Origin of the sequence: Streptococcus infantis, assembly GCF_047463275.1 — a bacterium.
Lineage (GTDB): Bacteria > Bacillota > Bacilli > Lactobacillales > Streptococcaceae > Streptococcus > Streptococcus infantis_AF.
This window is the reverse complement of record NZ_JASHEE010000003.1, coordinates 170911-192095: the sequence shown is the minus strand read 5'-3', so window position 1 is coordinate 192095 and position 21185 is coordinate 170911. Positions and strand designations below refer to the sequence as shown.

Below are 21185 nucleotides of genomic sequence, written 5' to 3'. Positions count from 1 at the left end.
AAAAAGTGGAGTTAATTACTAACTCCACCTTCTTTTATTTTACATGGTTTGCAAGATCTTCTTGCGCTTTTTTATTAGATTCTTCTTTTTCTTTCTTCCATTTATCTTGAGCTTTTTGATATTCATCAGCAGTTACTGGTTTATCTTGAAGTTCAAGGTACTTGTACAAGAGGGCTTCACTCATACCCTTGTTACCTGAGTATGCAAATGGAAGGGTGAATGGTACCATCTTAGACAACATTGGACGTCCAGTTTGAGAAGTTGTTGGAATAATCAAAGCGCTATCTGTCAACCAAGCTTGGGCAGCAGCATATTTATCATAACGTTTTGAAACATCTGTGTCTTCATTGTCAGCTTCAACAACCATCTTTTCGTAATCTTCCAAACCAACTTGTTTGGCAGCGGCGTTGTTTGTACCAGAATCAAATCCTAGATAAGTCTTAGTATTTTCACCTACAGACGGTTTGATGATATCAAGGTAAGTAGATGGGTCAATATAGTCTGGTGACCAACCAACGTTATCTGAGAGATCCCAATCTTCTCCAGCAGCTGTTTCAGCAAAGTAGGTAACATTAAGAACTTCATCTTTTTGAAGTTGTTGAATGTCAATAACAACATTGTCAGTTCCTAACGTTGCTTCAAGCGATTGTTTCAATGATTGAACACGTTGAACTTTAGTAGTATTAGTCTGGTCGACTGGCATATCCAAGTGGATTGGGAATTGAACACCTTCTGCTTGAAGAGCTGTCTTAGCCTTTGCAAATTCTGCTTTCGCTTTTTCAGGATTGTAAAGACCATCTTGAGCGTCATCTAGATTGACATCTTTCCACTCGTCACCATAGGTTACCAATTTTTCTTTAACTAAGTCACCAAAGTTTTTACCATCAGCTTGAACAAATGTTGGTGGTACGAACAAGTTACGAAGAAGTTTGCTTGCTCCGCTTTCTCCATTGACTTGAGAAGCATAGGCTTTTCTATCAAAACCAAAGGCGATGGCTTGACGGAAGTCTTTGTTTAGGAGAGCTTTTTTAGTTGATGTCTTTTGCTCATCTGTAGTCTTAGAAGTGTACTTGTAAGACTGACGGTCAATATTTGTCCCAACTAAGAAAGTAGCAGAATCCTGTGGTGTATAAACGATGTTATCCTTAAACTCTTTTTCAAGTTCAGGATATCCTGCACTTGTTGGGAAGAGACGAGCCATTGAGAAGCCGCCATCCTTAAAGGTGTCTGCAAGTTTGCCTGTATCTTGACCATCCCAGAATGATAGTTTTACTTTATCAATATGAACATTGTCCTTATCCCAGTAGTTTGGATTCTTTTCAAATTCTACTGAAGATTTAGCTACCAATGATTTCAACAAGAAAGGACCGTTGTAAAGAATACTGCTTGGATCAGTTGCTTTGGCAAAGTCACTTCCTTTAGAAGTAAGGAATTCTTCATTGACTGGTGCTAGAATACCCATGGTTGTCTTAGAGTTCCAGAAGCTTTCTGGTTTATTCAAAGTATATTGAACAGTTTGATCATCAATTGCCTTGATTCCAACTTCTGAGAAGTCTTTTACTTCACCTTTTACATAAGCATCAAGACCTTTAATGGATTCTTGAACAAGATAAAGGGCTTCTGACTTATTATCAGCTGCATATTTAAGACCTGTTACAAAGTCTTGAGCTTTCACAGGTGCATACTCTTCACCTTCAGAAGTGTACCACTTAGCATCTTTACGGATTGTATAAGTGTAAGTCAAACCATCTTTAGAGACAGACCAGTCCTCTGCCATAGATGGCACGAAGTTCCCGTAACGGTCATTCTCCAGCAAACCGTCAACAACATTACTTGTGATATTAGCAACCGCAGCCTTACCTGTTGTCAGATAGTTGAGGCTGTCTGGATCTGTTTCATAAACGTAAGAAAAAGTTTTCTCACCTTTTGCACTAGAGCCTGAACCTGAACAAGCTGCTAAAACACCTGACGCTAACAGAGTCACTCCTGCTAGTGCCATTACTTTTGAAAATTTCATAATTAACTCCTTTTTGACTTTTTATACATTATAGTCCCTTTTCAGCCATGTGTCAATACAATTTTCAGAATTTTTCAAATTAATTTGAAAATATTTTCTTCCTATATATCTAACATGAAAATATTTTTAGGAAAATTTCTATCATAGATATTTATCAAATATATCTTTATGATATAATGAAAGAAGAAAATTGAAAGGAAACACCATGTCTAAAGAAGTTATTGTTGAAAGTTTTGAACTAGATCATACGATTGTAAAAGCTCCTTATGTCCGCTTGATTGGAGAAGAGACTGGACCGAAAGGAGATATCATTTCTAACTTTGATATCCGCTTGGTTCAACCAAATGAGGACTCTATCCCTACTGCTGGACTTCATACTATTGAGCACCTCTTGGCTAAGCTAATCCGTACTCGCATCGACGGTATGATCGATTGTTCACCATTTGGTTGTCGTACAGGGTTCCATATGATTATGTGGGGACGTCATTCTAGCGCTGAAATCGCAGCTGTCATCAAGGATTCATTGAAAGAAATCGCTGAGACAACAACTTGGGAAGATGTCCCAGGAACAACTATTGAATCTTGCGGAAACTACAAGGATCACAGCCTATTTTCAGCTAAAGAATGGGCAAAATTGATTCTCCAACAAGGAATCTCAGATGATGCCTTTGAACGTCATGTCATCTAATAATAAAAAAAGAAACCAGCTTTTGAACTGGTTCCTTTTTTTATTTTCTAAATCTTGATTTAGGCTTTTTCACGAATGACCAAAACACCATCTTCCATGTCAGCTTCTAGGTGTTTAGCATCAAGGTTATCCAAGTGGAAGTCTGTGACTTTGTCACGGATTTGTTGTTCAACTACTCGACGGAGTGGACGAACACCCATCACTTCATCGTAGCCTTCTTCAGTCATGTATTCTTTAGCAGCTTCGCTCACTGCCAAGTCAATGTCTTTCTTAGAAAGCGTCTTGTTAACTTCAACCAACATAAGGTCTACAATCTTAGAAAGATCTTCTTTGCTCAAGTGTGAGAATTCGATGACAGCATTGAAACGGTTAAGGAATTCTGGACGGAAGTAAGGTTTCAAACGATCCATAAGTTCTGGTTTATCAGCATCTTCTGTCAAGTTAGCTTCGTAACCAAAGCCTGCGTTTGAAGTTGCGATAATCACCGTATTCTTGAAGTTGACAGTGTTACCTTGACCATCTGTCAAACGACCATCGTCCAAGACTTGAAGAAGAAGGGTGATGACTTGAGGGTCAGCCTTTTCAATCTCATCCAAAAGTACGATTGAGTATGGATTGCGACGGACGCGTTCTGTCAATGTATTGTTGTTATCATCGTAACCAACATAACCTGCAGTTGTACCAATCAATTTAGATACGGCTGTACGATCACTGTATTCTGACATATCCAAACGGATGATGGCATCTTTCGTTCCGAACATATCAAGAGCTAATTGCTTGGCCAACTCAGTCTTACCAACACCAGTAGGACCTACAAAGAGGAAGCTACCGATTGGACGGTTTCCTTCGTCAAAACCTGCACGGTTACGACGGATAGCTTTTGCTACTGCCTCAACAGCCTTGTCTTGACCAATAACTTTCGTTTGCAAACGGTGACCCATATCTTTCAATCGTTCGATATCGGTTGCACCCATTTGTGATACTGGGATTCCAGTCATCCGTTCGACAGACTCAGCTACATCATTTACAGTAGCTGTAACCTTGTGATCTTCTGTATGATTAGCAATTTGCTTTTCAAGCTCTTCGATACGGACTTTTGCATTTAGAGCTGCTTCGTAATCTTCTTTAGCCGCAGCTTCTTCTTGTTTAGTTTTTTCCGCTTGAATTTCGTGCTCAACTGCATGTACATCTGTCACGGGATGTTGAGCCGCCAAGTGAGCAGCTGTCACATCCACAAGGTCAATAGCCTTATCTGGCAAGCTACGTTGTGGAATATATTGAACAGAGTAATCAACGGCAGCTTTCAAGACTTCATCTGGCAAAATAACATTGTGGTGTTGTTGATAAAGATCTCGAATACCTTGAAGAATTTTGAAAGTATCTTCAGCAGATGGAGCATTAACCTTCACTTCGTTGAAACGACGAGCAAGGGCTGCGTTTTTCAAGATGGTATTACGGTATTCATCTTGAGTAGTTGCACCAATCACTGTCAATTCACCACGTGAAAGAGCTGGTTTCAAGATATCAGCAAGACCTTTAGACCCTTGACCATCACCTGTGCTACCAGCACCAAGAATTTGGTGAATTTCGTCGAAGAAAAGGATAATATTTCCAGCTTCTTTGACTTCGTTTACCAAGTTTTGAATGTTTTCTTCAAAGCTACCACGGTATTGAGTACCAGCTTCAAGTCCAGAAATATCAATCGAGATGATCTCTTTATTCTTGATTGCTGCAGGAACGTCACCATTCACGATAGCTTGGGCCAATCCTTCTACTACTGCAGTTTTACCAACACCAGCATCACCGACGAGAACTGGATTATTCTTTGTGCGACGAGAAAGAATTTCAGAAGTTTCTTGGATTTCTTTATTACGTCCAATAACCGGATCTAACTTACCTTCACGTGCTTCTGCTGTTAAGTTACGTCCAAGTTTTGCAAGAATCCCATCTTGTTTCATACCTTTACCTTGAACGTACTGAGCTTGTTCACTTCCTTCGCTTGGAAGTTGACCAGTTTGACGGTAAATAGCGAATTCTTCAGGCGTTACTTCACGGCCGTTAATCAAGTAACGACGGTTTTCTGAACTGTATCCACGCATACCACCCATCAATTGGTTAAATAAATCATCCATGTTGTTAAAGTTATTAAAGTTGTTATTCATATTTCATACCTCGTTTGTTTTCAAATTTACTTAGTCAAAATAATTTGACTTTCTCTGACCTTTGTTTCAAAAAATTTAGACTAGCTATTTGCTACTCTACGTATAATTTCAGGTTTTTCTTTATCCAATACAGGTTTTTCGATTGGACTTTTAAAAATACTAATGTTAACCATAGGTTGTACCTCTTTTCTAGGTTTTACCCATACTTTGATCTTAAGATACTATATACAATCACCTTAAAATCAAGGTTTCCTAAGGACTTTCATTATCCTTATGTTCTTAGTATATCACTTTGGTCAGTTTTAGTCAAGAGATTTGACCAATTTTGACTAATTTTTTTTAAAAATTTTATAACAAAAAAACCAGTCAGAGTGACTGGTTTTTGATTTACTATTTATAAATCTTAGCTCAATGCATCATCCATTGAAAGTACTTCGTGGAAGACACGTTGTGTTAATTCAGTTTTTTGTTCTGGAGTGAGGTATTTAGTGTTTACACAGTATCCAGAGATACGTACGATTACGTCTTCACCTGACATGATCTTTTCATAAACATCGTTCAAGTCCATAACGTTCAAGTTAACGTGTTGTCCACCGTTTTCGAAGTAACCATCAAGGATTGTTACCAAGTTATCAACTTGTTCGTCACGAGTCTTACCAAGAGCGCGAGGTGATACTTGAGTTGTCAATGAGATACCATCAGCTGCATAACCAAAGTCAAGACTAGCAAGTGAGTTCAAGTTTTGCAACCATCCACCTTTAGCTTTGTTAGATGGGTTAGCACCTGGTGAGAAGAATTCAAGTTTAGACAAGTTCACAGAACCATCTTCGTTGAGGTATACACCTTTGTGGACTGGTGAGTTACCAGTTTGTTTAGAGTAAGCAACGTTAGATGTAATTGTCAAAAGTGATACAGTAGCTTCTGCGTCTTTGTAAAGTTTGTGGCTACGTAGACGAGTTGTGTAAGCTTCGATCAACCATTCTGCCAATTCGTTTGAACGTGGGTCATCTTCACCCCAACGTGGGTATTCACCGATTGTTTCGTAATCGTAGATGTAGCCATTTTCGTCACGGATTGGTTTAACTGTAGCGTACTTGATAGCTGACAATGTATCAACAGTGTTAGCAAATCCACAGATACCGAATCCCATGTTAGCACGTTGTTTAGTTGGCAAGAAGGCCATTTGAACAGCTTCGTAGTTGTACTTATCAGTCATGTAGTGGATGATGTTCAAAGCATCTACGTAAGTGTCAGTCAACCAGTCAAGAGATTTTTCAAAGTTTGCTTTAACTGATTCGAATTCAAGAACTTCGTCGCGGATTGGTTCGATGTCAAATACTTTGTAGTCTTTATGAACATCGTCGTAACCACCGTTCAAACCAGTAAGAAGAGCTTTAAGAACGTTAACGCGAGCACCGAAGTACTGGATGTTGTGACGTTGTTCTTCGTTTTCTGGGTCAAGTGGAGACACACAACATGAGATACAGCTCATTTCACCGTATCCGTCTTTAGCCATTGTTGTAACACCTTCGTATTGGATTGAAGAGTGTTTGTGGCTCATGTGCATACAGTAGCGACGGAAGTTGTATGGCAATTTGTCAGTCCAAAGAACTGTCAAGTTTGGTTCTGGAGAGTTACCGATGTTATCAAGAGTGTTCAAGAAACGGTAGTCCATCTTAGTAACACGGTGACGACCGTCGTTACCCATACCAGCCATAGAAGTTGTGATGAAGGTTGGGTCACCTGAGTACAATTGGTCGTAAGCTTTTGTACGAGCAAATTTAACTGTACGAAGTTTCATAACGAAATCATCAACAAATTCTTGGATTTCTGATTCAGTAAATGTACCACGAGCAAGGTCACGTTCTGCGTAGATATCCAATACGATTGGCACACGTCCTAGAGATGTAGCTGCACCGTTGATAACACGGCAGACAGCCATGAAGGCAATGTTTACCCATTGGATAGCTTCTTTAACGTTCATCGCTGGTTTGCGAACGTCAACTCCGTAAAGATCACCCAAACGTACAACTTGTTGCAATGCTTGATATTGAAGGTTGATTTCTTCACGAAGACGGATTGTTTCTTCATCGATTTCTTCGATTGAGTTCCAATCGTTTACTTTTTCTTGCATCAAGTAGTCTGCACCGTAAAGAGCAAGACGCGCATAAACACCGATGATACGTCCACGTGAGTATGCATCTGGAAGACCAGTTACAGTGTGAGCGTGGCGAGCACGACGGATGTTTGAAGTGTAAGCACGGAAGATACCGTCGTTAACAGTTGTTACATATTTTGTGAAAATTTCGTGAACAGCTGGATCTGGTTCGTATCCATTTTCTTTCAAAGTAGTTTCAGCCATACGGATACCACCTTTTGGCATGAAGTTCAATTTGAAGAGTTCGTCATTTTGGATACCAAAGATAACTTCGTTTTCTTTGTCGATGAATCCTGCAGGGATGTCAGCGATAGAAGTTGGACGAGTGTCCATTGGGAAACGAGTTTCTTCGTAGTGTGCTTTAGTTTCTTCTACGATTTTTTTGATGTGAAGTGAACGCTCTGTTGGTCCTGCAAGGAAGCTTTCATCTCCATCATAAGGTGTGTAGTTAGCTTGTACAAAGCGTGATACACTTGCTTTTTCTTTCCAGTCAACACCTTTAAAGCCTTCCCAGGCTTTGTCAAAAATGTCCTGTGCTTCAACAACTGTCTTAACAACCATGTTAATGTCCTCTTTTATCTTTCTAGTAACAGTAATCTGTTACATTCATGTATTCAGTATAACACACAGTAAACGATTTCAACAAGTGAAATCACTATTTTTCAACACTTTCTTTTATAATACAGTTCTTATTTTACTACAAACTGTATTATATTTTTGAAAAATAATTAGCTATTTCCTATTTTTTCAGAAAAAAGGTATAATAAAACTAGATAAACTACCAAAGAAAGGCCATTTCATGCTGATATTTCCACTGATGAATGATTTATCCCGTAAAATTATCCATATTGACATGGATGCCTTTTTTGCTGCTGTAGAAATTCGTGACAATCCTAAACTTAAAGGGAAACCTGTTATTATTGGTAGCGACCCTAGGAAAACAGGTGGTCGGGGTGTAGTTTCAACCTGTAGTTATGAAGCCAGAGCATTCGGCATTCACTCAGCTATGAGTTCCAAAGAGGCTTATGAACGCTGTCCTCAAGCTATTTTTATTTCTGGGAACTACGAAAAATATACTACTGTTGGCCAACAGATTCGAGCTATTTTTAAACGATATACGGATAAAATTGAACCCATGAGTATCGACGAAGCCTATCTAGATGTAACTGAAAACAAGCTTGGTATCAAATCTGCTGTTAAAATTGCTCGTTTAATTCAGCAGGATATCTGGAATGAATTACAATTAACAGCTTCTGCTGGTGTATCCTACAATAAATTTTTAGCTAAAATGGCAAGTGACTATCAAAAGCCTCGTGGTTTGACAGTCATTCTTCCTGATGAAGCTGAAGATTTTCTCAAACAAATGGATATCGCTAAATTCCACGGTGTGGGCAAGAAAACAGTTGAAAAACTCCATCAAATGGGTGTATATACGGGTACTGACCTTTTAGAGGTTTCTGAAATCACTCTCATTGATCGTTTCGGAAGACTCGGTTTTGATCTGTATCGCAAAGCTCGTGGCATTGATAATTCTCCCGTCAAATCAAATCGTATCCGTAAGTCTATTGGTAAAGAAAAAACTTACAGTAAGATTCTAAGTCTAGATGAAGATATTAAAAAAGAGCTAACTCTCCTTTCGGAAAAAGTTGCTCTTAGTCTTCAAAAATATGAAAAAAGTGGTAAGATCGTCATTTTGAAAATCCGCTATGCTGACTTTTCTACTTTGACAAAACGAAAAACACTGAATCAACAAACACAAGACTCTGAAGAAATTGCTCAAAGTATTATCCAACTCTACGAAACACTGAGTGATAAAGACAAGGGTGTTCGCTTATTGGGAGTCACTATGACGGGATTTTAAAAACCTTGAAGGAATCTACCCTCAAGGTTTTTTCTTATACAAATAGTCGAATGAAGCTATAAAGTAGCAACACACTACCAAGGACAATACGGTATTTACCAAACACTGTAAAGTCGTGTTTTTTGACATAGCTGGTCAAGAAACGAATGGCAACCATACTGACTGCAAAAGCCACTACCATTGCTACCAAGAGCAAGAAGAATTGACCAAAACTCAAGACTTCTCCCGCTTTGATAAATTTAAAAATCTTCAAAGCGCTGGCTCCAAACATAACTGGAATTCCTAGATAGAAGGTAAATTCTGTTACCACTGAACGACTAGTCCCATTCAACAAACCACCTACGATAGTTGCTCCGGAACGGCTAGTCCCTGGTAGAAGGGCCAAGACTTGGAAAAGACCGATATACAATGCTGTTTTGTAAGGTAATTTGTCTAACTCAGTAACTGTTGGCTCAATCGCTTGCGCTTTGTTACGTTTTTCAAGATAGATAAAGGCAACCCCATAAACAATCAACATGATGGCTACTGAAACCATATTATGGAAGTGAGTATCAAACCAATCATCAAACTTAAAGACTAGGAGAAGAGGTAGGGTCGCAACAAAAACTTTGGACCATAATTGCCAGGTTCTACGAACTTGAACTTTATCCTTACCTGGTTTGAAAGGATTAAGCTTGTTAAAGTAGATAACCATAACGGCTAAGATTGCACCCAGCTGAATGACTACGTTAAACATAGACATGAAGGCTTCATTTTGATCTTTATACTGGATAAACTCTTCTGCTAAAATCAAGTGACCAGTACTTGAAATCGGCAACCATTCCGTAATTCCTTCAACAATACCAAAAAAGATTGATTTTAAAATTTCAAAAAAATACATAGATTACTCCTTTTTCTATCCTCCATTATATCATACTTTTAAAGCATGTGTTGAGTTTTCTTTAGAAAGCACCAACACTTCCACCACCGCCACCGCCTGAGAAACCACCACCAGAGCTACCGCTTCCGGATGATACAGAAAAGGTACTTGCTGTATTTGCGACTGAGGTATATAGATTGATTTGAGTAGCAGATGTGTGAAATTGTTTATCCCACCCACAAGATACATAAAGATTCATAGCAGCATTTTCAAGTTGAATATTGTGAAGTTTCATGATTTTATTCACCTTCTTAGCGTATCCATAGAGAGTTGCATAGACCAAAAGACGATTCCAAACAACAATACTCTCTAGTTCAGCCTTATCAAGATGAGCAATATCCCGAAGCATATTTTCAAAACTTGTCCAGAGATAAACAACTTCTGCCCCTTCTTCATTTAAGACTCCATCACGAGAAGGCCCTCGAGTTACTAAATGAATCAAACCGCTCGCTAGTAAACCAATTAAACCTAAGGCAAGTAAAGGATGCGAGAAATAGCCATGTGTTCGAAAGCTATAGTAGAAAATGATAAGTCCGACAACACCTGTTACAGCCGAACAGACTTTCATTTTTTTCACAAGATTATTTTCTTTTTTCGTTAAAGGTCGATAATAACTTGGAATTCGTAAAATTTTCACCTTGTCTCGAACACAATTTTGCATGCGTTCAAGTCGTCTTTCAAAGGAACGCTTGAGGTGCATGCCGAATTCTCGAATATGCTTCTCATCAGCTTCCTTAGCTCCATGGAACAATCCAGAAGAAACTTGATATTCAGGGAAAAGGTCTGAAAGAGCCAATTCTTTATTTGTAGAAAGAGTCATCCGCAGGCACTCCTTCTCAAAATTAGACAAACCTTTTTCACTGTTAATTTTGATCCAAGGCTCTTCTTCACCTTGAAAAATGGATAAATGCCCTCGATCGACTAAATCTAACAAGGTTGCTTGGATTAGTTGTTCAAAGGTAAATTTACCAAACTTCTGCTTATTTAGAGGACTAACTTCCTCTAAAGATGTTGAATAGATTGCTTCTGCCAAAACCATTGGAGGTAGATCCATTGGGGGTTCGTAGAGACGATGATTCTTTGGATATACCTTTTTAAGAGTCGTATGCTGACGAAATTCCCTATAATAGTAGAACGTTACTAGTAAGAGAGCCATAAAGAAGATTGGAAAAATCCATTTTATCATGACCTTGGCGTGCACTTTATCGGCTTTTATTTCTATCTCAACTCTTTTGAAGTTACTTAAATTATATAAATCCAACCCTTGACTTGGAGCACTTGAGAAAGCTTCTCTCGGCCAATAGGCATGTAGTTCAACTTGACGTTTTTTAGGAAGATCCTTCATCTTAACCCAGTAGATATCATTGACTTTTTCGACACTTCCCTCGTTGAGAAGTTTGCCAGTATGGAAAAAGAGTTTCTCTGCAGGACTATCTGAAGTCACTCGAAATTCTAAATCTTTGATATCTCCAGAACTATCTGTCAGTGGTTGCCAATTTAGTTCAGCAATATCCTGATACAAGAAAAGAAGGTTTTTAAGTTGCCAAGTAACAGTCACACGAACAGTATCTCCTGCATTCCCCGGATTAAAAATGGTGACCTTGTAGCCATCCTCTTCTTCCTTAGTATATGAAAGGACGTCTTGAACAATCTGGCCATTTTTAGATACTAAGACAGTTGGTTCGTCATCAATTTCAAATCCCTTCGGCATTTTCCCTGCTTTTCCGAGTCCAATCAATTGACCATTGAAATCATCTTTAAAGTGGTAGGTGATTGTTTCTTTGAAAATCGCTGTATTATCTGCATGAATATTCAAATCACCCTTATAGGATAGAATATCGAAGTCTACTGCAAAAACTAGACGAGGTACAAATAGCAAACAGGTAAATACCAGAGCCAGAAGCCATCTCTTTTTCATCTTACATTCCCTTTCATGTTTTTTCACTATTATATCATTTTTTAGAAGTTAAGGTTTACTTGTATTGAAAATCTTACCATTTTTAGATACAATAGAGGGAGCCATTTTTAGACTAGAAATAGGAGAAAACATGAAAAAATTATGCTTATCTATCCTTGCTAGCTTAGCCCTTACTCTAGGACTAGTTAGCCAGGTCCAAGCCGATGAATATTTACGCATCGGAATGGAGGCAGCTTACGCACCATTTAACTGGACTCAAGATGACGACAGTAATGGCGCTGTCAAGATTGATGGAACAAACCAATATGCTAATGGTTACGATGTTCAAATTGCAAAAAAAATCGCTAAAGATCTGGGTAAAGAACCACTCATTGTAAAAACAAAATGGGAAGGACTTGTTCCAGCTCTGACTTCTGGAAAGATTGATATGATTATTGCAGGTATGAGTCCAACCGCTGAACGTAAGCAAGAAATTGCCTTCTCAAGCAGTTACTATACCAGTGAACCAGTACTTTTAGTCAAAAAAGATTCAGCCTATGCAAACGCCAAAACACTAGATGATTTTAAAGATGCAAAAATCACTTCTCAACAAGGGGTTTACCTTTACGACTTGATTTCTCAAATTCCAGGCGCTAAAAAAGAAACTGCCATGGGTGATTTCGCACAAATGCGTCAAGCTCTTGAAGCTGGTGTCATTGATGCTTATGTTTCTGAACGACCAGAAGCCCTAACTGCTGAGTCAGCAAATGCAAAGTTCAAAATGATTCAGCCTGAACCTGGTTTTAAAACTGGGGAAGAAGACACCTCTATCGCTATCGGTCTTCGTAAGGATGACGAACGTATCAGCCAAATCAATGCTAGCATTGAAACCATCTCTAAAGATGAACAAGTTGCCCTAATGGATCGTATGATTAAAGAGCAACCTGTAGAAGCCACAACTACTGAAGAAAACAGCAGTAATTTCTTTAGCCAAGTTGCTAAAATTCTAACTGAAAACTGGCAACAACTCTTGCGTGGTGCTGGAATCACACTTTTAATTTCAATTATCGGTACCATCGTTGGTCTCGTTATTGGTCTTGCTATCGGTGTTTTCCGTACTGCGCCTCAATCTGAAAATCAATTTATCTACGTCATTCAAAATATAGTTGGTTGGATTCTCAATATCTATATTGAAATTTTCCGTGGAACTCCTATGATTGTACAATCTATGGTTATCTACTATGGAACTGCTCAGGCTTTCGGAATCAACCTAGACCGTACTCTGGCTGCTATCTTTATCGTTTCTATCAATACCGGTGCTTACATGACCGAAATCGTTCGTGGTGGTATCCTAGCTGTTGACAAGGGACAATTTGAAGCAGCTACTGCACTTGGTATGACTCATAATCAAACCATGCGTAAGATTGTTTTACCTCAGGTAGTTCGAAATATCCTACCTGCTACTGGTAATGAGTTCGTCATCAACATCAAGGATACTTCTGTATTGAATGTTATCTCTGTTGTAGAACTTTACTTCTCAGGAAATACAGTAGCAACACAGACTTACCAGTACTTCCAAACCTTTACTATTATCGCAGTTATCTACTTTGTCCTCACCTTTACAGTAACACGTATCCTACGCTATATCGAAAAACGTATGGATATGGATACTTACACTACAGGTGCTAACCAAATGCAAACGGAGGATTTGAAATAATGAATCAACCCATTCTTGAAATCAAACACCTCAAAAAATCCTATGGACAAAACGAGGTTCTAAAAGATATCTCTCTCACTATCCATAAAGGAGAAGTTATTTCTATCATTGGAAGTTCCGGTAGTGGTAAATCAACCTTCCTACGTTCGATCAACTTACTTGAAACACCCACTGAAGGTGAAATCCTTTATCATGGTGAAAACGTCCTTGAAAAAGGTTATAACCTCACTCACTATCGAGAAAAACTAGGAATGGTCTTCCAGTCCTTCAACCTCTTTGAAAACCTTAACGTGCTTGAAAATACAATCGTTGCCCAAACAACTGTACTCAAACGTGATCGCTCAGAAGCAGAGAAAGTCGCTAAAGAGAACCTTGAAAAAGTTGGCATGGGAGAACGTTACTGGCAAGCCAAACCTAAACAACTTTCTGGTGGACAAAAGCAGCGTGTTGCTATTGCTCGAGCACTTTCCATGAATCCTGATGCTATTCTCTTTGATGAGCCTACTTCAGCCCTTGACCCTGAAATGGTCGGTGAAGTTCTCAAAATCATGCAAGATTTAGCTCAAGAAGGCTTAACCATGATCGTCGTAACCCACGAAATGGAGTTCGCACGCGACGTTTCAAATCGTGTCATCTTTATGGATAAGGGTGTCATTGCAGAAGAAGGCAAACCAGAAGATCTATTTACTAATCCCAAAGAAGAACGTACAAGAGAATTTTTACAACGCTATCTTCGATAAGAAAAAAGACTGCCATTGCAGTCTTTTTTTATATTCCAAAAAATTAAAAGGCAGATTCTTTTCGAACCTGCCTATATCCAAAGACTAATCTTCAAATTTTTCATGATTTTTATTGTAGAAATCAATTAAGCCGAGGGCTGTTTCAAAGGAAATGTTTTTAACTTTTGCACGTCCTTGAGCCAAAGCAATGATAGACATCTCACGCGCATTCGTTTCCTTAGAAATACGATACCCTGTGATCTTCTTATCACGAACCCAGCTAACAACTGCTTCTACTTTTTCAAAGTTAGACTTAGCCATGTTTTTCTCCTATTTTTTTCTTTACGCAACTTCATTCTATATGTTTTTATAGTATTTGTCAATTGAAACACATATATTAATAAAGTTATTGCGTTAAGATTATAATTATTTAGCTTTCAAAGCTGATAATATATGGGTTCGTATATCTTCAACTCCATTAGGATTTGCTGGCAAGAATATTGTATTATTTCCTTGTTTATCTGCAAAATTATTCAATGTATCCAAATACTGATTGGTTAATAGGATTGACATAATTTGTTCTTCAGTTAATTCGACATTGGCTCCTTTTAACTCTTTAATAGAATCAGCAAGTCCATCAACAATTGCTTTCCGCTGCTCTGCGATCCCCACACCATGGAGGCGATCTTTTTCTGCCTCAGCTTCTGCCGCTGTAACGATCTTAATTTTATCTGCTTCAGCCAATTCTTGAGCTGCTACTCTCTTACGTTGGGCAGCATTAATTTCGTTCATTGATTGTTTGACTTCTGCATCCGGCTCAACTTTGGTAATGAGCGTCTTAACGATAATATACCCATACGTTGACATTTCTTCCGCTACTTGTTTTTGAACTTCTAATGCAATTTCATCTTTTTTCTCAAACAATTCATCCAAAGTTAACTTAGGAACAGATGAGCGCAATGCATCTTCAATATAAGATTTGATTTGAGCTTCAGGTCTCATCAATTTATAGTAAGCGTCTGTAACGTTTAACTCATTTACACGATACTGAGTTGCGACATTCATAGTCACAAAAACGTTATCTTGGGTTTTGGTTTCAACTACGATCTCACTTTGTAAAAGGCGTAGCTGCACACGAGCTGCAATTTTGTCAATGCCAAATGGTGCCCGTAGATGAATACCACTATTACTTAACTTTTGATACTTACCAAATCGTTCGATAATTGCAACAGACTGTTGACGAACGACATAAACAGAGCTCACTAACACAGCTCCTACAATAAGCATTAGAATCACTAGAACAAGTAAAACATGTAAAACTTGTAAAACCATGGGAATCTCCCCCTTTCTTCACTTACATTATAGCACTCGTATATAGGTTAGGCAAATGATATGATAAAAATTTTATAGGATATTAAACAAGCATATTATATAGAGTTTCATTCCCATTCAAGTTAATATAAGACGGATCAAATTTCTCCATTCGGTGAATCAAGCCCGCATAATCATGCTTGTTAGCAAGAGCAATCCCGATTAAGACTGGTCCTGTTCCCTTGCTGGCACGTTTAATGTACTCAAAACGTGTGATGTCGTCATTCGGTCCTAAAATATCATTTACAAATTCGCGAAGTGCACCTGGACGTTGTGGGAAGTTTACCACAAAGTAATGCTTGATGCCATCATAAATCAAGGCACGCTCTTCCATCTCTGGCATACGGTTGATATCGTTATTTCCTCCAGAGATGATACAACAAATAGTCTTCCCTTTAATATAATCTGACAGTACTTCCAAGGCCGCCACACTAGCAGCACCTGCAGGCTCAGCTACAATCCCCTGTTTAGAGTAAAGATCTATTAAGGTCTCAGAGATTAAACCTTCATCCACTCCGATAAGCGTTTCAACATTTTTACGGGTTGCTTCATAGGTCAATTGTCCAACCTTCTGCACAGCAATCCCGTCTGCAAACTTATCAATTTCTTTAAGTTTAACCGGACCTCCAGCCTCAAAGGCTGCCTTCATGGAACGAGCTCCGTTGGCTTCTACACCCAGAACTTCAATAGCCGGATTCGTTTCCTTTATATAAGTAGAAACTCCTGCAATGAGTCCTCCACCTCCTACAGGCACCAAGACAGTATCAAAATCAATGGATTCTTTTCGTGCTTCTTCTAAAATTTCATAAGCTACTGTTCCTTGACCAGCTTGAACATAGGGATCATCAAAAGGATCAATAAAGGTACGATTTTCAGCAACTGTATAGTCTTGAGCTGCCTTAGCCGAAGCATCAAAGGTATCTCCTACCAATTTGATAGTTACAAAATCTCCACCAAAGAAACGAACCTGACCAATTTTCTGTTGAGGCGTTGTAATTGGCATAAAGATTGTTGCAGGAATCTTCATCTCGTTACAAGTGTAGGCAACACCTTGAGCATGATTTCCCGCTGATGCGCACACTACTCCACGTTCACGTTCTTCCTTAGTCAATTGTGAGATGGCATAATAAGCTCCACGAATTTTAAAAGAGCGGACTCGTTGAGCATTTTCTTTTTTGAGATAAATTTTAGCTCCGTATTTTTCTGATAAGTAATGATCATATTCTAGTGGTGTATTGACTACTACACCACTCAGAACTTTGTGGGCCTTCACCACATCTTTTGCACTAAGCATAATCTTCTCCTTGATTCTTTTTCAAGATAAAAAGCGGGTTAGGTACCCCCCAACTCGCCTTCTATTTTTATTCTCAAAAATTAGTTGTAGATTTTGAATGCGTCATCGTCGTTTTTACCAACAAATGGCATTGCTTTACGCAATTCTGCACCAACCTTTTCAATTTCAAGGTTAGCTGCTTGTTCACGGTAAGCAGTCAATTTTGGACGTCCAGCTTTGTAGTCGTTCACAAAGTCGTTGGCAAATGTACCATTTTGGATATCAGCAAGAACTGCTTTCATGTTTTCCTTCACTTGTTCAGTGATGACACGTGGACCTGAAACGTAGTCACCGTATTCAGCTGTGTTAGAAATTGATTGACGCATTTTCTTGAATCCACCCTCGTAGATCAAGTCAACGATGAGTTTCATTTCGTGAAGCACTTCAAAGTAAGCCAATTCTGGAGCATATCCAGCTTCAGTCAAGACTTCAAAACCAGCTTCGATAAGGGCAGTCAAACCACCACAAAGAACTGCTTGTTCACCAAACAAATCTTCTTCAGTTTCTTCTTTGTATGTTGTTTCCAAAAGACCAACGCGCGCTGCACCAACACCTTTACACCAGTCCATAGCGATGTTTTTCGCATTTCCTGTTGCATCTTGGTAGACAGCGTAAAGTGCTGGAACACCAAAGCCTTCTTCGTAAGTACGACGTACCAAGTGTCCTGGCCCTTTAGGAGCACACATGAAGACATCTACATCTGCAGGAACTTTGATGAATTCGAAGTGGATGTTGAAACCATGGGCAAATCCAACAGCATTCCCAGCTTCCAAGTTTGGAGCAATTTCTGCTTCGTACAATTCTTGTTGGATTTCGTCTGGTGCCAAAATCATGATAACATCAGCCAATTTAGTTGCTTCTGCTACTGTATAAGTATCAAAACCATCTTCTTTTGCCTTATCAAAAGATTTACCTGGACGAACACCGATGATCACATCGTGACCTGAATCACGCAAGTTTTGAGCGTGAGCATGACCTTGTGAGCCATAACCGATAACAGCGATTTTTTTACCATCAAGTGCTGCTACTTTTACATCTTTTTCGTATTCCATTTGAACTGCCATAGTTTTTCTCTCTTTTCTATTATTTATTGCCTTTTAGGCTGGTTTAACAAATTTAAGTTATTTTTTACTCAATGAAAATCAAAGAGCAAATTAGGAAGCTAGGCGCAGGCTGTACTTGAGTACAGCAAGGCAAAGCTGACGTGATTTGAAGAGATTTTCGAAGAGTATTAATCGCGGGTAAATCCAGTTGCACCCGTACGAGCGATATTCTTGATGCCGTATGGTCGAATAACCCGAATCAAAGCTTCACTCTTTTCCGCATTCCCAGTCATCTGAACGGTAATGGAGCTCGGAGCCACATCAACAACAGTTGCACGGAAAGGCTGGATAATAGCTAAAATTTCTGCTCGCTTCTCTGCAGGCGCTGAGACCTTGATCAGAATCACTTCACGCTCGAGGTGCGGTTTATCTGTGATATCACGGACACGAATAACGTCGACCTGACGGTTGAGTTGTTTGATGATTTGCTCCACTTCATCGTGAGATGCAACATCAATGATAATGGTAATCCGTGACACATTAGGATTTTCTGTCGCCCCTACCGAGATACTCTCAATATTGACTTGGCGTCTAGATAGGACACCGGTAAAACGATTGAGAACTCCTGACCGGTTTTGAAGTTTGGCTGTTAACATTCTACGCATTAAACTTCACCCCCAACATCTCATGATTACTCTTACCAGCTGGTACCATCGGTAAAACATGCTCTTTACGAGAAATATCTACCTCGATAAACATTGGTACATCTTCCAAGATGACTTCCAAATCCTTTTCTAAGGTTTCAGGATTATCAAATTTATAATTCTTAATTCCATAGGCTTGAGCCATCAATTGGAAGTCAGGAAGGCTGTCAAAGACTGACTCTGATGTTCGCCCATCGTAGAAGGCTTCTTGCCACTGACGGACCATCCCGAGAGAGTGGTTATTAAGCATGATGACCTTGATTGGAATCTTGTAGATGTTCAAGATTGCCAATTCCTGATTGGTCATTTGGAAACCACCATCACCGACAAAGAGCACGACCTCCTTATCTGGATTAGCAATTTTTGCTCCGATAGCTGCAGGAACTCCAAATCCCATGGTTCCTAGTCCACCTGAAGTTACGAGTTGACGCTCGTTTTGGTATGGATAGTATTGAGCTGTCCACATTTGGTGTTGTCCGACGTCAGTTACGACAATAGCATCACCCTTAGTCAATTCACCAATTCGTTCAATAACTGCTTGTGGTTGGACGACACGTTCCTTCTTATCATAAGAACGAACACGATTCTTATCTTTGGTAACTTTTTCAATCCATTTTTCAGTATTGTTACGAACAATTGGCTCCGCTAGTAACTGCTGCAAGGCCTTTTTAGCATCTCCAACAACTGGGATATCAACAGCGATAATCTTACCAATCTCTGCTGGATCGATATCAATATGCGCTACTTTGGCATTCTTCGCAAATGTCTTAGGATTACCAGTCAAACGGTCATCAAAACGACAACCAATCGAAATCATAAAATCAGCTTCTGTCATCGCAATATTAGCTGCAAAGGAACCATGCATCCCACCCATTCCCAAAAACAGTGGATGGCTAGTTGCAATTGTTCCCTGTCCCAAAAGACTGGTAACAACCGGAATTTGATAACGCTCTGCAAATTCATTTAACTCCGCAGCAGCCTCTGCATAGCTAATCCCACCACCAGCTAACAAAACTGGCTTCTTAGCCTTAGAAAGTTGCTTCAAGATCTTCTTGATTTGCATCTCATTAGGCTCTAGAGTTGGTTGATAACTTGGTAAATCTATCTCTGAAGAATAGACGAAGTCCGTTTCAAGAGCTGAAACATCTTTTGGCAAGTCAATAACAACTGGTCCTGGACGACCGGTAGTCGCAATGTGCACAGCCTCTGTAATTACACGTGGAATATCCGCCGTCTCTCGAACCTGGTAGTTGTACTTGGTAATCGGCATGGTAATACCGACAATATCTGCCTCTTGGAAAGCATCCTTACCGATTCCCGCTCTTGCCACCTGACCTGTGAAGACCAAAAGGGGAACACTGTCACTCATAGCATCTGCAATACCAGTAATAGCATTGGTAGCTCCTGGTCCACTTGTAACGACTGCGACACCAAGTTTCCCTGTTGATTTAGCATAACCTTCTGCTTCATGAAGACAACCTTGTTCATGGCGACCTAGAATATGGCGGATGCCTTTAAAATTATAAATAGCATCATATAAAGGCAATACAGCCCCGCCTGGATAACCAAAAATCGTATCGATTCCTAGGTCACGGAGCGTTTCCAAAACGAGTTCTGAACCTGACTTTGGTGAGTCTAAAATGATTTTCTCCATCGTTCCCCTTTCTCTTCTCTTAAAATGACTTGTTTCTATAATACCATTTTTTCAAAAATTTTCAAGACAAAAGAAACAATTTTCTGAATTTTCTATCTAGATACTTTACAATATCAAATAGATTAGAAAGTTTATACGTATTTTTACCTTTTAATAGAAAAAAGGTTGAGACAAAATGTCCCAACCTTTTGATTATTTACTAATTAAAGTGAGTTAACGTCAACCTTGATACCAACACCTTGAGTAGTTGTGATTGTCAAGCTTGTTACGTAAGTTCCTTTAGCTGTAGCTGGTTTAGCTTTTTGGATTGTTTCGTTGAATGCTTTGAAGTTTTCTACTAACTTGTCAGCTTCAAATGAAACTTTACCGATGATAGCTTGTACGATACCTGCACGGTCAGCACGGTAAGTGATTTTACCACCTTTAGACTCTTCAACTGCTTTTGCAACATCCATTGTTACAGTACCAGTTTTAGGGTTTGGCATCAAGTTACGTGGTCCAAGGACACGTCCAAGACGTCCAACAAGAGCCATCATGTCAGGTGTAGCGATAACTACGTCGAAGTCCAACCAACCGTCGTTGATTTTAGCAACAAGGTCGTCTTCACCAACGAAGTCTGCACCAGCAGCTTTAGCTTCTTCAGCTTTTGCACCACGTGCAAATACAAGAACGCGAGCTGTTTTACCAGTACCGTTTGGCAATACCATTGCTCCACGGATTTGTTGATCAGCTTTTTTCACGTCGATGTTCAAGTTGTATGCAACTTCTACAGTTGCGTCAAATTTTGCAAAGTTAGTTTCTTTTGCAAGAGCTACAGCTTCTTCTACGCTGTATGCTTTTGTGCTGTCGATTTTCTCAAGAGCAGCACGAAGTTGTTTGCTTTTTTTAGCCATTTTCTATTCTCCTTGTAAGTGGTTCAATCGATTTTCATCTCCCACGTCA

The 21185-nt window shown here is 39.3% G+C and carries 16 protein-coding genes; 4 read left to right on the top strand and 12 right to left on the bottom strand.

Annotated features, from left to right (window positions below; translation table 11 throughout):
• Positions 1 to 34: 34 nt before the first annotated feature.
• Positions 35 to 2017 carry a peptide ABC transporter substrate-binding protein gene (locus tag QM923_RS05605; RefSeq protein ID WP_414291161.1) on the bottom strand — a complete coding sequence of 661 codons (1983 nt, stop codon included), beginning with the start codon at positions 2015 to 2017 and terminating at the stop codon, positions 35 to 37.
• A gap of 205 nt (positions 2018 to 2222) precedes the next feature.
• Here QM923_RS05605 and QM923_RS05600 point away from each other — a divergent pair, with 205 nt between their 5' ends.
• Positions 2223 to 2705, top strand: coding sequence for an S-ribosylhomocysteine lyase (locus QM923_RS05600; protein WP_004251981.1), 483 nt, complete (start codon positions 2223 to 2225; stop codon positions 2703 to 2705).
• A gap of 59 nt (positions 2706 to 2764) precedes the next feature.
• Here the strand turns inward: QM923_RS05600 and QM923_RS05595 are convergent, their stop codons facing one another.
• The gene (locus QM923_RS05595; protein WP_036756977.1) at positions 2765 to 4867 is read right to left on the bottom strand and encodes an AAA family ATPase; all 2103 of its coding nucleotides are present in this window, start codon (positions 4865 to 4867) and stop codon (positions 2765 to 2767) included.
• Between the two features lie 403 nt (positions 4868 to 5270).
• Positions 5271 to 7586, bottom strand: coding sequence for a formate C-acetyltransferase (gene pflB, locus QM923_RS05590; protein ID WP_036756974.1), 2316 nt, complete (start codon positions 7584 to 7586; stop codon positions 5271 to 5273).
• Positions 7587 to 7824: 238 nt separating this feature from the next.
• Here pflB and dinB point away from each other — a divergent pair, with 238 nt between their 5' ends.
• Positions 7825 to 8886 carry a DNA polymerase IV gene (dinB, locus tag QM923_RS05585; RefSeq protein ID WP_414291160.1) on the top strand — a complete coding sequence of 354 codons (1062 nt, stop codon included), beginning with the start codon at positions 7825 to 7827 and terminating at the stop codon, positions 8884 to 8886.
• Between the two features lie 34 nt (positions 8887 to 8920).
• Here dinB and QM923_RS05580 read toward each other — a convergent pair whose 3' ends face one another.
• The gene (locus QM923_RS05580; protein WP_036756966.1) at positions 8921 to 9766 is read right to left on the bottom strand and encodes an undecaprenyl-diphosphate phosphatase; all 846 of its coding nucleotides are present in this window, start codon (positions 9764 to 9766) and stop codon (positions 8921 to 8923) included.
• A 61-nt stretch (positions 9767 to 9827) separates the two neighbouring features.
• A complete protein-coding gene (locus QM923_RS05575) occupies positions 9828 to 11723 on the bottom strand; it encodes a DUF2207 family protein (protein ID WP_414291159.1) in 1896 nt (631 codons plus the stop codon).
• Between the two features lie 130 nt (positions 11724 to 11853).
• Between QM923_RS05575 and QM923_RS05570 the strand changes: the two genes are divergently transcribed.
• Together QM923_RS05570 and QM923_RS05565 are read left to right on the top strand one after the other, a co-directional pair.
• A complete protein-coding gene (locus QM923_RS05570) occupies positions 11854 to 13419 on the top strand; it encodes an ABC transporter substrate-binding protein/permease (protein WP_225750674.1) in 1566 nt (521 codons plus the stop codon).
• On the top strand, positions 13419 to 14159 hold the full coding sequence (locus QM923_RS05565) for an amino acid ABC transporter ATP-binding protein (RefSeq protein ID WP_214262332.1): 741 nt from the start codon (positions 13419 to 13421) through the stop codon (positions 14157 to 14159). Before QM923_RS05570 ends, QM923_RS05565 begins: the two co-directional genes overlap by 1 nt.
• Positions 14160 to 14243: 84 nt before the next feature.
• Here QM923_RS05565 and QM923_RS05560 read toward each other — a convergent pair whose 3' ends face one another.
• From QM923_RS05560 to rplA, 7 genes are all read right to left on the bottom strand, one after another.
• Positions 14244 to 14459, bottom strand: a complete 216-nt coding sequence (locus QM923_RS05560) for a capsule biosynthesis transcriptional regulator (protein WP_004251963.1) — start codon at positions 14457 to 14459, stop codon at positions 14244 to 14246.
• Between the two features lie 105 nt (positions 14460 to 14564).
• Positions 14565 to 15425, bottom strand: coding sequence for an SPFH domain-containing protein (locus QM923_RS05555; RefSeq protein ID WP_414291280.1), 861 nt, complete (start codon positions 15423 to 15425; stop codon positions 14565 to 14567).
• A 127-nt stretch (positions 15426 to 15552) separates the two neighbouring features.
• Positions 15553 to 16803: a threonine ammonia-lyase IlvA gene (gene ilvA / locus QM923_RS05550; RefSeq protein WP_006155447.1), complete on the bottom strand. Its 1251-nt coding sequence runs from the start codon at positions 16801 to 16803 to the stop codon at positions 15553 to 15555.
• Between the two features lie 80 nt (positions 16804 to 16883).
• Positions 16884 to 17906 (bottom strand): ketol-acid reductoisomerase, encoded by a 1023-nt coding sequence (ilvC, locus tag QM923_RS05545; protein ID WP_006147961.1) that lies wholly within the window; start codon positions 17904 to 17906, stop codon positions 16884 to 16886.
• 167 nt (positions 17907 to 18073) lie between these two features.
• Positions 18074 to 18550, bottom strand: coding sequence for an acetolactate synthase small subunit (ilvN, locus tag QM923_RS05540; RefSeq protein ID WP_004251957.1), 477 nt, complete (start codon positions 18548 to 18550; stop codon positions 18074 to 18076).
• Positions 18543 to 20243 (bottom strand): acetolactate synthase large subunit, encoded by a 1701-nt coding sequence (locus tag QM923_RS05535; RefSeq protein WP_006152123.1) that lies wholly within the window; start codon positions 20241 to 20243, stop codon positions 18543 to 18545. Before QM923_RS05535 ends, ilvN begins: the two co-directional genes overlap by 8 nt.
• Positions 20244 to 20446: 203 nt before the next feature.
• On the bottom strand, positions 20447 to 21136 hold the full coding sequence (gene rplA, locus QM923_RS05530) for a 50S ribosomal protein L1 (RefSeq protein ID WP_001085672.1): 690 nt from the start codon (positions 21134 to 21136) through the stop codon (positions 20447 to 20449).
• Positions 21137 to 21185: the final 49 nt, after the last annotated feature.